This is a genomic window from Paludibacter propionicigenes WB4 (assembly GCF_000183135.1).
Classification (GTDB): Bacteria; Bacteroidota; Bacteroidia; order Bacteroidales; family Paludibacteraceae; genus Paludibacter; species Paludibacter propionicigenes.
The window spans coordinates 1047897-1063266 of the sequence record NC_014734.1; the positions used below are offsets into that span (position 1 = coordinate 1047897).

At 41.8% G+C, this 15370-nt stretch carries 11 protein-coding genes; all 11 read left to right on the forward strand.

Features of this window, described 5'->3' with window-relative positions:
* Window positions 1–93 precede the first annotated feature (93 nt).
* Complete coding sequence (locus tag PALPR_RS04275) at window positions 94–1140, forward strand: glycoside hydrolase family 53 protein (RefSeq protein ID WP_013444386.1); 1047 nt, start codon at window positions 94–96, stop codon at window positions 1138–1140.
* 236 nt (window positions 1141–1376) lie between these two features.
* A complete protein-coding gene (locus PALPR_RS15295) occupies window positions 1377–4703 on the forward strand; it encodes a cytochrome c biogenesis protein (protein WP_013444387.1) in 3327 nt (1108 codons plus the stop codon).
* Window positions 4704–4750: 47 nt separating this feature from the next.
* Entirely contained in the window at window positions 4751–5536 is a 786-nt protein-coding gene (locus PALPR_RS04285) for a hypothetical protein (protein WP_013444388.1), read from the forward strand.
* Between the two features lie 3 nt (window positions 5537–5539).
* Window positions 5540–6871 (forward strand): NAD(P)-binding domain-containing protein, encoded by a 1332-nt coding sequence (locus PALPR_RS04290; RefSeq protein ID WP_013444389.1) that lies wholly within the window; start codon window positions 5540–5542, stop codon window positions 6869–6871.
* 55 nt (window positions 6872–6926) lie between these two features.
* Entirely contained in the window at window positions 6927–8525 is a 1599-nt protein-coding gene (locus PALPR_RS04295) for a cytochrome c3 family protein (protein WP_013444390.1), read from the forward strand.
* A 15-nt stretch (window positions 8526–8540) separates the two neighbouring features.
* The gene (locus PALPR_RS04300) at window positions 8541–9479 is read left to right on the forward strand and encodes a hypothetical protein (protein ID WP_013444391.1); all 939 of its coding nucleotides are present in this window, start codon (window positions 8541–8543) and stop codon (window positions 9477–9479) included.
* A gap of 72 nt (window positions 9480–9551) precedes the next feature.
* Complete coding sequence (locus PALPR_RS04305) at window positions 9552–11177, forward strand: hypothetical protein (RefSeq protein WP_013444392.1); 1626 nt, start codon at window positions 9552–9554, stop codon at window positions 11175–11177.
* Window positions 11178–11348: 171 nt separating this feature from the next.
* Window positions 11349–12884 carry a tetratricopeptide repeat protein gene (locus tag PALPR_RS04310; protein WP_013444393.1) on the forward strand — a complete coding sequence of 512 codons (1536 nt, stop codon included), beginning with the start codon at window positions 11349–11351 and terminating at the stop codon, window positions 12882–12884.
* A 391-nt stretch (window positions 12885–13275) separates the two neighbouring features.
* Complete coding sequence (locus PALPR_RS04315; protein ID WP_013444394.1) at window positions 13276–13662, forward strand: DUF3244 domain-containing protein; 387 nt, start codon at window positions 13276–13278, stop codon at window positions 13660–13662.
* A gap of 484 nt (window positions 13663–14146) precedes the next feature.
* On the forward strand, window positions 14147–14848 hold the full coding sequence (locus PALPR_RS04320) for a DUF6261 family protein (protein ID WP_013444395.1): 702 nt from the start codon (window positions 14147–14149) through the stop codon (window positions 14846–14848).
* 41 nt (window positions 14849–14889) lie between these two features.
* Window positions 14890–15141, forward strand: coding sequence for a hypothetical protein (locus PALPR_RS04325; protein WP_013444396.1), 252 nt, complete (start codon window positions 14890–14892; stop codon window positions 15139–15141).
* The last annotated feature ends 229 nt before the right edge of the window (window positions 15142–15370 follow it).

Below are 15370 nucleotides of genomic sequence, written 5' to 3' on the forward strand. Positions count from 1 at the left end.
TTTGTTTTGAGAGGAAATAATATATCTTTGCTGTCACATATTTACAAATTAATGGCTAATCAGACAGAAGGCAAAATTAAACTGTAATATTACATGAAATATCACTTTAGCTTATTCATTACTATACTTTTCTGCTTTAGTGTTTGGGGCTGTAAAGCAGAAGTGCCCGCAAATCCTGATACATCATCCACCGATAAACTGGCAAAAGGTGCCGATATCAGTTGGTTACCGCAGATGGAAGCCAGTGGATACAAGTTTTATAACGATCTGGGAGTTCAGGAAGATTGTTTCAAAATATTAAAGGATCACGGAATCAATTCTATCAGGCTACGCACCTGGGTCAATCCTTCGGACGACCCTGCCAGCGGGCATTGCAGTAAAGATGAAACGGTGGCAATGGCCATTCGGGCGCAGAAAAGCGGCATGCGGATAATGATCGACTTTCACTACAGCGACTCATGGGCCGACCCTTCCAAACAGGTAAAACCATCTGCATGGGCAAATCTTAACTTTGAGCAATTAAAGCAAGCATTGTACGATTATACTTTTGAAGTCATGACTGCACTTAAAACTGCCGGCATTACACCCGAATGGGTTCAGGTGGGAAATGAAATTACGGGCGGCATGTTATTACCCGAAGGAAGCACCGATAACTGGCCTCAGCTGGCACAACTCATAAACAAAGGATACGACGCAGTTAAGGCTGTAAGTAGTACTACCAAAGTCATTCTTCATATCGATCAGGGGAATAACAATGCCCGATCGCGTTGGTGGTTTGATGCAGCAAAAGCAAATGGCGTGAAATACGACGTTATCGGACTATCTTATTATCCTTATTGGCTACCGGGAAATCCCGATTACACACTTTCCGTAAACGACCTGGGCAATAACCTGAAAGATATGGTTGCGCGATATGGCAAAGAAGTAATGCTGGTAGAAACAGGTGGAGAAGATACAAAAGCACAGAACACATACAACATGCTGATAACCGTACTTCAAAAAGTGCGGGACGTACCTGAGAATAAAGGTTTAGGTGTTTTTTACTGGGAACCTGAAGGAGCCCGAAGCTGGAGTCATTACGCTTTAAGTGCATGGGGATCGGATGGTAAGCCTACGTTGGCGCTTGATGCTTTTAAATAGTTGATTGTAATCAATTTATCTGAAATAGAACACAATCATTAAAATGAAATGTCTTTTTGTAAAAAACCGACCATAAATAGTTTGTTTTTATTACAAATTGAAAATTATAATAAATTATTGGAAATCTCAGCGATATTTATAATATCTTTGGCACTTCTTTAGTTATAAGTGTACCTGAGCAAACAAACACGCGGTATGTTGCTCTTTCGTTCTCAAATTATTTGCCAGATTATTTCATGAAAAAACTTAATAATATCTTCTTCTCGATGGTCACCAGCGTTATCCTGCTGGTTATTTTCGGAGCCAGCATTGGCTATGCTACTTTTGCCGAAAACAGTTCAGGCACAGAATATGCAAAATCGATTGTTTATAACGCCAAATGGTTCGAAATTCTACTGTTTCTACTCGTAATAAATCTGCTAGGAAGTGTCGTCAGATACAAAATTGTAAACAAACGTAAGTTCAGCGTTCTGCTTTTTCACATGGCCTTTATTTGTATATTAATCGGAGCTGCCGTAACACGGTTTTTCGGCTACGAAGGTGTGATGCACATTCGTCAGGGTGAAACTTCCAACGAAATTACCTCCGATAAACCATCAGTAGCCATAACAGCCGAATATAAAGGAGAAAAAGCCGAAAAAACAACGCACACTTCGTTTACAGAAAACGGCTCGGAGAATTACGCTGAAAACCTACAAATAGCCGATAAAACAATCAAGGTTGAGAAAGACTTGTTTATTCCAAATTCGGTAGAAACAATCGTTTCCGATGAGCAAGGTGAAGCCGGAATTTCGTTGTTTGTGATGGATCAAAATAATCAGGGAACAGATTTTATACTGCTCAATGGCGAAACAAACAATCTCGGTGATATCTCATTCTCGCTCAACGATTCCACCCGAAAAGCTCAGGTTGCGTTTTCGGTAGTTGATAATCAACTCTATTTTAAAAGCACATTACCCATGGCTAAAATGGGGATGATGGAAAAAGAAGAAGCGATGATCATGCCCGGACAACTGAACCCGGCAGAACAAAAAACCATTTACAAAACCGGGAGTTTAATATTCGTCTTAAAAACATACCTCCCAAAAGCAAAAAAGAGTTTGACGCAAATGACACCGGATATGAACAAATCGGGTGTAATTCGTCAGGGGAAAAATGCTATTATATTCAGGGTTAGCGATGGAAATACAACTAAAACCGTAAATGTATTAAGCTCCGAAAATCAAAGTTCACAACTTGCCTCGTGCATGCTAAACGGTGTAAAAGTGACAGTTGACTACGGAATGCTTAAACGTAAACTTCCTTTCAGCATTACACTTCGTGAATTTCAGTTAGATCGTTATCCAGGTTCTAACAGTCCATCGTCGTATGCCAGCGAAATCACCGTTACCGACAAAGAAATGAAAACCGTACAGCCTTTCAGAATTTTCATGAATAACATTCTAAACTACAGAGGATATCGTTTCTTCCAATCGTCTTACGACTCTGACGAGAAAGGAACCATTCTTTCCGTCAACCACGATTATTGGGGAACGTTAATTACATACGCCGGCTATTTGTTTATGCTTATAGGTATGGTGCTGACATTATTCAACAAAAACAGCAGATTCAGATACATTCTCAGACTTAGCAACGAATTGCAGAAAAAACGTAAAGCCGCAAAAACAGCCGCTTTGGTTGCAATACTTATCTTATCGGGTTCTATGTCGGCTTTTGCCGGAGAGACCTCTAAAAAAACTCATATCGATGCATTAAACAGCTTACTCATTCAGGATGAAGTTCAGGGTCGGATTGAACCAATCAGCACCTACGCTTCGGATTTGGTACGGAAGGTTACGAAAAAAACGACATTCAATGGTCAGTCGGCACTGGAAGTGCTTTTGAGGATGTGCACCGACCCATCGCACTGGGTGAATGAGCCGATTATAAAAGTGGCTCATGAAGGACTGGCAAAGGAGCTTGGAGCCATTAATGATTATATTACATTTAATCAACTTTTTGATTCTGAAAACAACGGGCAATACAAGCTTGCCGATAAAGTAGAAGCTGCCTATCAGAAAGACCCTTCAGCACGAAATCAGTATGAAAAAGAACTGATTAATATGGATGAACGGGTAAATATATGCAACCGGATTTTCTCGGGTGAAATACTGACTATTTTCCCGGTGCAGGGACATGAAAGTAATAAATGGATAGCTGTTTCCGGATTAGAGCCAACTGCTACTGCTGCTGACTCTAAAATGTCGGGAATGTCAGGAATGCCTGCCGGTGTTTGCCCCGTGAGTGGAAAATCGGGCAAAACATCTATGCCTGCCACTATGCCTGAAAATGGAACTAAAAATTCATCGGATTCAACCTCTGCATCAAAATGTCCTATGGCCGGGATGACCGGTACAACCGGAACTTCGATGGCAGATATGGCCATGACCTCAACCGAAAATGAATCGGGCACACCGGCTAAATTACTGTCTGCGTATTTCAGTGCTGTGTTGTCAGCCGAAAAATCAGGAGATTGGACTGAAGCAAACAGTGCGTTACTGAATCTGAAGAACTATCAGTTATTAAACGGTGGCGCGCAACTTCCTGCGAAAGAAAAGGTTCAGTTTGAAGTGTTATACAACAAGCTTAGTATCTTCTTATCGCTGGCCATACTGTATGGCTTGCTTGGAATAATTCTGATTTCGCTTCACGTTATCAATATATTGAAATACAATCCTAAAGTTGATAAATACCTCGACAAGAGCATATACGTATTTGCCATTATGTTTGTATTTTATACTGCCGGATTGATTATGCGATGGTACATTTCCGGTCATGCGCCCTGGAGCAACGGTTATGAATCCATGATTTTTGTAGGATGGGCTGCGTCGCTTTCTGGACTTGTGTTTGCTAACCGATCGCCGATTACACTGGCTATAACATCTTTACTATCGGCCATAGCATTATCGGTAGCAGGTATGAGCTGGATGAATCCTGAAATAACTAATCTGGTTCCGGTACTGAAGTCTTATTGGCTGGTAATACACGTGGCTGTTATCACCTCCAGTTACGGATTCTTTGCCATGTCTGCTCTGTTGGGAGTATTTAATTTAGGCTTGATGATAGCCCGCACAAACAAAAACCGAATCAGGCTGAATGAAAGTATTCAGGAGTTTAGTTATATCATTGAACTATCACTCATTGTCGGACTATTTATGCTTACTGTGGGTACATTCCTCGGGGGTGTTTGGGCCAACGAATCGTGGGGAAGATACTGGGGCTGGGACTCAAAAGAAACATGGGCTTTGGTCAGCATATTGCTGTATTCGTCTGTAATACATTTACGCAACATCCCTAAAGCAAATAATGTTCTGGTATTAAACACGCTCTCCGTAATAAGCTTTGGAAGTATTGTTATGACGTTCTTTGGGGTCAACTACTATCTGTCGGGCATGCACTCTTACGGACAAGGTACCCCACCTCCTATTCCGGTAGGAATCTACATTGCAATGGTGCTTCTCATTGCTTTAATAGGTGGTGCTTATTATTCCGAAAAAAAGGGAAGCATAAAATTAATTAGATAAAATACCGTATTTAATAACAGCATAAAAAACTCTGAAAAGAAACCCAAATGACTCGATTTGTTCACCGATTATCACTCACATTCTATTTTATTGTAGTTTTACTTACTATCGGATTATTGACTTACATCGGATTTTCGTATTACAGATTACCCGTAGAAGAGCGGTTTTTTCACCCTCTCTACCAACAACTGAAGCCCAGCGGTTTTATTGGTCACGGATTGGGAATCTTCGGCAGTCTGATAATGATGTTCGGATTATTTTCTTACATGGGACGTAAGCGTTTAAAAGTTTTCTCCCGTCTGGGAACCCTAAAATACTGGCTCGAATTTCATATTTTTCTTTGTACGCTGGGGCCGGTGATGATTCTGTTTCACACTTCATTCAAGTTTGGTGGAATCGTTTCGGTAGGTTTCTGGAGTATGGCAATAGTGTGGTCGAGTGGTGTGATAGGTCGGTTTATTTACTTGCAAATACCCCGGACAATTGAAGGAAGAGAATTGAGTCTGCGGGAAGTAGAAGCACTTAAAGATCAACAGAATGAAGAGCTCGTAACTAAATATAACATCGATCTCGCAGAAACCGATACGAGTAAACTTTCATCTCTAAAAATGAAGCTTCTGTCTGAAGGAGTCTCAAAACGAGATTTAAAAAAAATTAAAGGTCTGATTCATACTGAAAAAAAACTCAGCAGACGAATAGCGAGACTGGACAAAATGAAGAACCTGTTTAAATACTGGCATTTTGCTCACCTTCCGTTTGCTTTGATATTGATTGTCATCATGTTAATTCACGTAGGAGTAGTACTTACATTCGGGTATAAATGGATATTTTAAACAATGGAACAATTTATTGAATTCGCTATTTACGGCTTTGTTTTTTTACTGATTGCGGGTGTATTGCTTATCTATATTTTAAAGCAGAAGCGCGAATCAAAAGTAGTTGAGGCAAAAATTCAACTGGCTAAAGAAAACCACTCGCACGAGCCGGTTTCATTATATCCTGTTATTGACCAAAACAGATGCATTAAAAGCGGTGCCTGCGTAGATGCATGTCCTGAACACGATATTTTAGGAATAGTGAATGGAAAAGCCACTGTGATTAATGCTTCGCATTGCATAGGTCATGGGGCTTGTTTCAGGGCTTGCCCGGTAGAAGCCATTTCGTTGTGGATTGGAACAGAGAAAAGAGGTGTGGATCTTCCGCATGTCGGACCTACTTTCGAAACAAATATACCCGGAATTTATATTGCCGGTGAGTTGGGTGGCATGGGATTAATCAGAAATGCTGTCACACAAGGCAAAGAAGCGGTAGAAAACATTGCAAAGAATTTCAAAAAAGACAGTAGAGCTACTTATGATTTGATAGTAGTAGGTGCCGGACCGGCAGGTATTTCGGCCACGCTGGCAGCAAAAGAAGCCAACTTGTCGGTACTAACGCTGGAGCAGGATACTTTGGGAGGAACAGTTTTTAATTTTCCCCGCTCCAAGGTGGTAATGACTTCTGCCATGGAACTTCCGCTACACGGTAAGGTTAAGTTCAGAGAAACGTCCAAGACCCAACTGCTTGACTTATGGCACTCGGTTTTGGCTAAGAATGAAATCACGGTAAAAGAAAACTCTAAAGTGCAGGCCATAATTCCCGATGATGGAATTTTTAAAGTTCAAACAGCACAGGGTGAAACATATACTTCGAAGACGGTTTTACTTTCGATAGGAAGACGCGGAACTCCGCAAAAGCTGAACGTTCCCGGTGAAGATACAGAGAAAGTAGCATATAAACTGTTGGAGGCGGAGGAAATTCAGCATAAAAAGATACTGGTAGTAGGTGGAGGCGATTCTGCTATAGAGGCTGCTTTATTACTGATGCATCAAAATAAAGTCACTCTGTCGTACAGAGGTGAAGCTTTCAGTAGGTTGAAGCTTACGAACAATGAGAAAATTAAAGCTGCCATCAGTCAGGGTTTGATAGACATGAAATTCGGAACGAATGTAGTTTCTATTCACGAAGGCTACGTTTTATATACCGAAAATCAGTCGGCAGATACGTTGAAGCTGGAGAACGATTTGGTCTATATTTTTGCAGGAGGCGAATTACCTACCGAGTTTTTGAAAAAAACCGGAATAAACGTAACCACCAAATATGGTGAAAAAGTGCTTAAACACAAATAATTTGTGTATGTTTGAATTTTATTTTTATTGTCGGAGAAATTATTGACATTTTCTTATGAACTGTAAGACAAAATTACTTATACTTGGAATTTTACTTCTACTCATTCCCCGAGCAGTCGCTCAAATATCGCCGGGCGATTTAAGCAAAGCCCATGCCGGTTTAGAGGGTGTAAGTAATTGTACCAAATGCCACTCGGTGGGCAGCAATAAAGTTACCCGCGAAAAATGCTTAAGCTGTCACAAAGAGATTCAGGCCAATATCAACGCCAACAAAGGATTTCACGCTTCCGCCGATGTTACCGGAAAGCAATGTACCGAATGCCATAACGAGCATCACGGTCGTAATTTTCAATTAATCCGACTGGACAAAAAGACTTTCAACCACAGCAAAACCGGCTTTGAGTTGAAAGGAGTGCATGCCCGACAAGAATGCAAAGCCTGCCATAAACCCGCATTCATTACCGACCCGAAATTGAAAAACAAACCGGGCACTATGTTGGGACTTAACAAGCAATGTTTAAGCTGTCACGAAGATTTTCATAAAGGCCGAATGTCGGCAAACTGCGCTAGCTGTCACAATTTCGAGTCATTTAAGAAAGTAAGTAATTTTGATCATAACACCACAAGATTTCCTCTGCTGGGCGAACACAAAACTGTGTCTTGCGACAAATGCCACAAAACTCAGATTATTGATGGTAAACCTGTTCAGCAATTCAGAGGACTCGAATTTGCCAATTGTAATGCCTGCCACAAAGATCCGCACGAAAACAGATTTGGGCAGGATTGTAAACAATGCCATACCGAAAAATCATTCCATACTATAAAAGGAATTAGTACGTTTAATCATGATAAAACGGGATTTCCGCTGGTAGGTGCGCATAAAACAGTAGATTGCAAATTATGTCATAAAGGAAAAATGACCGACCCTATCAGGCACAATCGCTGTTCGGATTGTCATACAGACTATCATAAAGGAGAATTTGCAAAGAACGGTGTTTCGCCGGATTGCAAGCAATGTCATACAGAGAAATCGTTTTCGCCAAGTACGTTCTCTGTTGAGAAGCATAAACAAACTAAGTTTCCATTAGAAGGGGCTCATCAGGCCACAGCCTGTAATGCATGCCACCAGAAAGCAACCGGGTGGACATTCAGAAACATCGGTGGCAGTAAATGCGTTGACTGTCATAAAAACGTACACAAAGGATTTATTCCCGACAGGTTTATGCCTAATGAAAACTGTACGGCTTGCCATACGGTGAACAGTTGGAAAAAGCCTAACTTTGATCATTCAAAAACAGGATTTAAACTGGATGGAGCTCATGCACAAGTAGCTTGTGCCGAATGCCATTATCGCAAGAATGATAAGGGAGTAAGAGTACAGAAATTTGCCGGATTATCGAAAGACTGTGCAGCTTGTCACAATAATCCGCACGTTGGTCAGTTTGAAGTAAACGGAAGAACGAACTGTACCCAATGCCACACTACTGAGAGTTGGCATAAAACAAAATATGACCATAACACGTCAAGATTTAAACTGGATGGGGCACACGCAACTGTAAAATGCGACGCATGCCACAAACGAGTAACAGACGAAAAAGGAACCTATATTCAATACAAATTTAAGAGCATCGAATGTTCTACCTGTCATTCATAAGTTAGCCCGTACAATATGCGTAAACTATTGCTGTACATATTATCCACACTGACTCTTAGTGTTACTGCCGTTAATTCTCCGCACGGAGCCAACTTTAAAATTGACTGTGCGGTGTGCCATACTGCCGATAACTGGAAGAAAATCAAAGACGGTGGTTTTAATCATAACAAAACGCACTTCCCGTTAGTGGGTCAGCATAAAACTGTCAGTTGCCGGCAATGCCACAAGTCGCTGGACTTTAAACAAGCGTCGACCGACTGTGCTAGCTGCCATGCCGATGTGCATCAGGGTACCGTAGGGCGTGATTGCGCTCGCTGCCACACTCCGAACTCCTGGATAGTGACTAAAATTAAACAACTACACCGCCAAGCCGGATTCGATTTGGCAGGTGCTCACGCAGCGGCCGACTGTAACCGCTGTCATACCTCTGCATCATCGCTTCAGTTCAAAAACATACGTACCGATTGTTATGCCTGTCATAAAGCAAAATATGATGCAACGACAACTCCCAACCACCGTGCTGTAGGTTTCGATACCGACTGTGCACGCTGTCATAACATGGTGGGGCGCGACTGGAATTCTTATGGCAAAGGCTTTGACCACGGAGCTTTCCCGTTGACCGGAGGGCATAAACTGGCCTGCGATGCCTGCCATATAAATAACGATTATAAAACAAAACTATCGCCCAATTGCAGCAGTTGCCACAGTGTGGACAATAACAATTCGGTGGCTGCGCATAAAACTAAATTTATGGCTTTCGATTGCTCTGCCTGCCACAGCTCCAAAGGTTGGAATGTGATTAGTTTCAAACAACACGACGGCAGTTTTGGAAAGATATATTCGGGCAAACACAAGGGAAAATGGAGCAGTTGCACAGACTGTCATACAAACAACAGTTCATATCAGCCAAGCTGCCGGAAATGCCACGATTTCAGTACGGGCAAATTGCCATAAATCGTTTTCAGTGTTATACGGTTGTTCAACATCAAACACAGCTATTAAATATCTCTATACTAAGGTAAAGGTATGAAGTACATATTCATTTTCGTATTATTTTTATGTAGCTCAGTTCTTTCCGGACAAAACACCGGAAAGTTTCTGGAGGGAAAAGTATCTTACCTGAGCTCGCAGCATGTGTACGTACAGTTTGTAAGCACCGAAGGAATTCAGCCCGGCGACACACTATTCCTGTCGAAAAATAAAGCGTATGTCCCCGTACTGACCGTAAGCAGTTTATCTTCCATTTCGTGTATGGCTGTGCCTCTTTCATCGGTAGGACTTTCGGTGTCTACTCCTATTTATGCTCGTCCACGAACAGATTCCAAACAAGCTTCGTTGGATGTAGTAGCACAAAGAACCCAAACCCCCATTGCGGTAAACGATATTGCAATCAACAAAGTAGGTGCGACCGAAACCTACAAAGATCATAAAAGCAAGGTAGATGGACGACTATCCCTGTCATCCTACACCAATATATATTCTACTTCGCCATCGTTTTATCAAACCACCCAGCGGTTTCGCTACAACCTGGGTCTGAACGTCAGACACATTGGCAATTCGAACCTGTCGATGGAAAGTAACCTGTCATTTACCCACAAGCTCAACGATAATGTGGTGCTGCACGACGCCTTGAAAGTATATGATCTGAATCTGAAATATGACTTTGACAAAACATCCTCACTTACGCTGGGACGAAAAATCAATATCAACATGGCTAATGCAGGAGCTGTGGATGGACTGCAATACGAGAAAAAACTAAAGAACTTCACCGTAGGGGCATTGGTGGGTTCCAGACCCGATTCGGTATATGGTTTTGATCCGAAACTGCTACAGTTTGCCGCATTTGCCAGTCATAATATCCAGACTGAGAGCGGCTATATGCTTACTTCGCTGGCGTTTTTCAACCAAATGACCAAATTTCAGACAGGACGGAGGTTCATGTACTTCCAACACAGCAATTCTTTACTGAAAAACCTGGATTTATTCTGTTCATTCGAAGTGGATTTATACAATGCCCGCGACTCCAGCAATACAATTGACCTGACGGGTGCATACGTATCGCTGCGCTACCGGCCTTTCAGAAAGCTGTCGCTGTCGCTATCCTACGACGCACGTAAAAACATATACTACTACGAAACATACAAAAGCAAAAGAGACAGTCTGCTGGAAAAAGAAACCCGGCAGGGCTACCGCTTTCAGTTCAATTACCGTCCGTTCAGAAAACTGTCGTGGGGCGGAACAGCTGGTTATCGCTTACAGACCCCGAGCAGCAAGGCTGCATTGAACGGTTACACCTACCTCACCTACTCTCAACTGCCGTTTATTGACGTATCGGCCACTTTATTTGCCACTATGAACAAATCCGACAATATGGATGGAAATGACTATGGCATAACCCTGTCGCGTGATATTATTGATGGAAAACTATCGGTAGATGTGGAATACAGGCGGGAAAATTACAACCTGAGCAACTATAAAACCACCACCCTGCCCAATATATCGCTGGTAACGCTGAAAGAGCAAACGGCCGACCTCAGCTTTTCCTGGCGGTTATCAAAAAAGCTGACACTGTCTGCCGACTTTGAAGGGAGTATTGATGCCGACAAAAACTACAACGGACGCGCGTTTATCAATCTGAGTCAACGATTCTGAAAAAGATCAAGACCCCAAGCTCAATCGAACGGGGTTTGGGATAACTCCTTTGGGAATACAACGTAAATTGTTTACTTTTGCACTTGAACTCTCCGCTATCTGTTTATGTGCGCTAAACAACGAATACTGTTTTTATATCTGCTATGTCTATGCTTAACCGGCTGCTCGCTGATGCCCAATGAGCTGAAAACCGCCGAACAGCTGCTGGAACAACAACCGGACTCAGCTTATCGTATGCTGCAGAAAATATCGCCCGATAAATACCAATCGGGTGCTGCGCGCGCTTTGTACGGACTCCTTATGATAGAGACGCTCGACAAGAAGATGCTCCCGCTCAAGCCCGACTCGTTGCTCGATTACTCTATAGCGTATTACGAAGAACATCCCGACAAGGACCGGCTGGCTACCTGCTACCTTTACAAAGGAAGATCCTACAAGTATGTTTTTTTGTACGAGAAAGCTATAGAATTCTACCTGAAAGCACTCGATGAAGCCGCAGGTTATAAAAACAACATGCTGTTGGGACGAATTTATTTCGATCTGGGCGATATCTATAATATCCAGAGAGATTATACATTGGCACGCCAAAAATACAAAACGGCTTACTCATTCTTTAAAAAAGAAAACTCGCAGGTTCTGGCGTTCTACTCACTCTTAAACATTGGAAGAACCTATCATGCAGCCGGGAGTTACCAACTGGCGCAATCGTATTATCCCAAAATTTTGCGATACGCGAAAGACTCGCTACAAAAAGGAGCTTTATATCAGGAAATGGGACTCAACTTTTACGACTCCAAAAAACCGGACTCGGCCTTGGTATATTACAGGCAAATCATAAACTATCCCTATATAGCAAACAATCGTGCTATCCGTTATTATTTTCTGTCCGATCTGTTTTTTGATTTGGAACAACCGGACTCCGCCTATTATTATGCCATAAGAGCTTTCAACTATAACCCGGATATTCGGACACAACGGGAATGCTACCGCGTACTGGCTAACTGTGCCAGCACGAAGAAAAACATGGAGGATATCAAGAAGTACATTCCTAAATACCAGGATTGTTCGGACTCGATACGCAAGATAGACGCGCAAACCAAAGGTAGTTTTATAGAAACAATGCACAGTGCAAAAAAAGAAGCCATTAAATCCAACAGCAGATTCTCGATTGCATTGGTGCTGCTGATGTGCGTAGTAGCATCGGGTCTTGTGTTCTATTATTTGAAACATAGCAAAAATCTGAAAGAAAAGAAACTGTTGGAGGAATCTCACGTACAGCAAAAGGCCGGAATCAGAAAAGACGTAATGCGTAAATACAGTGAAAACCTGCTCCATAAAATAGAAACACTAAAAGCAAAACGAGCCAATGAGCGAAAAAAAGCCAGTCATGCAGAGAATGTATTGCAGGATAGAAAAATCTATGACGAATTGCTTCAGATACACAATCCCGAATTGTTTTTCTCCGAAATGGACAGCGTACTCAACAACCTGGTAAGCAAACTAAAGAAACAATACCCATCACTCACCACCAAGGAAATAAGCTGGTGCTGCCTGACCCTGTTGAACATACCCACTACCGACATCTACCTGCTGCTTGACTATACGGTAGACGGACTGAAATCGATGCGTAAACGCCTGGCAAACAAAGTAAATCTGAAAGGAGTGTCCGAATTGAACGATTTTCTCATCAGAATGCTGGCCGAATAATCCGTAGGTTCGCTCCATCCGTTTTCATTTATACCGAAATTGTTGCACATATCCACCAGATGGCGCCCAGTGGGTGTCATTTTGTGGATTCTGTCAGTCCTATCCTGAACTGCGAACCCAACTTTTCCGAAAACACACACATAATCTACTCATTTTCAGCATTCGTAAACATCTCTGCGAACCCCTGTTTAGCTACCTGAAATTTGGTGAACCTCTGAAACTATCCCTAACTTAGCCCAACGAACGATCGCTCGGATTTTTATGAAAACAAGTATTTAATCAACAAGAATTTTTGCATTATGAGATGAATTTAAGACTCCGAAGTGGTTCATGAACATGAAAGACAACTAAGTCAATTTCATACGGCATAATTCAACAAATTATTTTACGTATGAAAATCTTGAAATCGTTATGTAAAGTTTGTTTAATCGCAGGCTTTATTTTATCAAGTCAGTTAAGTTTTGCAACAGATATACTTATCAGGAAGGATAATACGCCTCCACCGACACCCGTACAACCTCATGCTTTGACAGTGAATTTGTATCCGGTTACGGCAGAGATTAATTCTACCAACCTGACAGTAAGTTTTGAAACAACGGTTGGCAGTGCCACAGTTGCAGTGTACAATGCAGCCGACCAACTCATAACATACCAAACAGTAGATACAGACACCACAGCGGTGGTCAATCTATCGCTTAGCGGTCAGAGTGCAGGCGATTATGTAGTTCGTATCAGTTATGGAACAACGCACCTGATTGGCGACTTCCAGATTGAATAAAATAACCCCGATAAGCGGTATAGTCGGATTTAATATAGAGTACAGTGAACAGTAAAAAATAAATTTGTTTGACCAACAGAGAACAGTTGCCATAACCCGGACAAGTTTAAATCTTTTTTCTCCCGACTGTACCGCTTATCTTTTTTTGTTGAAGCTTATTTAAACCAGCGAGCAGTTGCCCGAACAGTCGGGAATAGTGTTTCAGGGTTGAAATACTTCTCCCGAGGTATCGGGAAATGTTTTTCAATAGTGAAACAGACCTCCCGGGATGTCAGGATGCTTATTTCAATAGTGAATCAGATCTCCCGAGATGTCGGGACATTTATTTCAACAGTGAAACAGATCTCCTGAGATGTCAGGATGCTTATTTCAATAGTGAAACATACTTCCCGAGATGTCGGGATGCTTATTTCAATGGTGAAACAGACTTCCCGAGATGTTAATACATTATTTCTAATATATAACCATAAAATTCTTATTAATTATGACAATTTCATTTACTTCGCTTAGCACTAAAGATTTGGCTACATTAAGCCAACGTACCATCGTTACATCAGACGAACCGGCATTTTCTATGGTCAGAGACAATCCCCTACTGGCAGCCGTAAAAACAGTTTATAACGAATACGATGGCGTTTACGCAAAAAAATTCTATACTGGCAAAGGCGATCAGCTTGTGGATGCCGACGATGAACGCGATAATCCCTTTGCCGGACTAAAATCTATATTAATCGGACATGCAAAAGCCAAAAGCTCTCCTTTCCAACAAGATGCTAAAGATCTATATGCCATTATTGAGAAATACGGTATTGATCTGGATCGTTACAAATGGGCAGAAGAAACAGCTCAACTAAAAAAGTTGATCGAGGAACTCGATAAACCTGAAAACATGATGAAAATTGATCGTATGCAACTAAGACCAATAGTAGATCATCTCAAAGAAGCTCAGTCAAAATTCGAACAGCTGTTTAATGAAATTGCCGGCGAGAACTCCGAACTACACATGATGGAATCAGCATCATCAATGCGCAAAACCCTCGAATCAGCTCTGCGTAATTACCTCAACGTAGTAAAAGCCATGAAATCCCAACCGGGATGGAAAGAGCTCTACGCCAAATTGGATGAAATGGTGAAAGCTGCTAATAACAGCCGACCCACATCTCAAAAAGACACACCCACAAAATAAATTAAAACAATGAAGGCAGCAACCCGACTGAATAGGAAGCGATGTTGCTTTCATTGAAGAAATATAACTTTAATATCAAATTCATCGTGCTAAACTATTACGTAAACAAAAATGCACAACCCAACGGCGACCACGAAGTACACACTGCCGTGTGCCTTTACCTTCCCACGCTCGAAAACAGAAAATACCTGGGCATATTTCGCTCATGTTCTGATGCCCTGGCCTACGCAAAAGAAACATATCCACAATCCAACGGATGCTACTATTGCTGTAGAGAATGCCATACAAGATAGAGGGAGGCCGAAAATATCCTTATAATCGAAAATGAGGATAAAGAATATATCGGTGCGCTGCACCTCAGGATTCAAGAATAATTACGCTTCTACAAATAGCTCGGGACGCTGTCCCTTTGAGGCTCGTCAAATTTAAGGTGCAGAGCACCAAAATCTTTGTAGAATAAAATAGAATAGAAAAAACGAGGTGCAGAGCACCGACATATATCTTTCAATCATCTAAATCAAT

Excerpts from the sequence above, each read along its gene's own strand:
- PALPR_RS04320 (WP_013444395.1), top strand. The coding sequence starts at position 14,147 with ATGACAATTTCATTTACTTCGCTTAGCACTAAAGATTTGGCTACATTA.
- PALPR_RS04295 (WP_013444390.1), top strand. The coding sequence starts at position 6,927 with ATGAACTGTAAGACAAAATTACTTATACTTGGAATTTTACTTCTACTC.
- PALPR_RS04325 (WP_013444396.1), top strand. The coding sequence starts at position 14,890 with ATGTTGCTTTCATTGAAGAAATATAACTTTAATATCAAATTCATCGTG.
- PALPR_RS04315 (WP_013444394.1), top strand. The coding sequence starts at position 13,276 with ATGAAAATCTTGAAATCGTTATGTAAAGTTTGTTTAATCGCAGGCTTT.
- PALPR_RS15295 (WP_013444387.1), top strand. The coding sequence starts at position 1,377 with ATGAAAAAACTTAATAATATCTTCTTCTCGATGGTCACCAGCGTTATC.
- PALPR_RS04275 (WP_013444386.1), top strand. The coding sequence starts at position 94 with ATGAAATATCACTTTAGCTTATTCATTACTATACTTTTCTGCTTTAGT.
- PALPR_RS04310 (WP_013444393.1), top strand. The coding sequence starts at position 11,349 with ATGCCCAATGAGCTGAAAACCGCCGAACAGCTGCTGGAACAACAACCG.
- PALPR_RS04285 (WP_013444388.1), top strand. The coding sequence starts at position 4,751 with ATGACTCGATTTGTTCACCGATTATCACTCACATTCTATTTTATTGTA.
- PALPR_RS04290 (WP_013444389.1), top strand. The coding sequence starts at position 5,540 with ATGGAACAATTTATTGAATTCGCTATTTACGGCTTTGTTTTTTTACTG.
- PALPR_RS04300 (WP_013444391.1), top strand. The coding sequence starts at position 8,541 with ATGCGTAAACTATTGCTGTACATATTATCCACACTGACTCTTAGTGTT.
- PALPR_RS04305 (WP_013444392.1), top strand. The coding sequence starts at position 9,552 with ATGAAGTACATATTCATTTTCGTATTATTTTTATGTAGCTCAGTTCTT.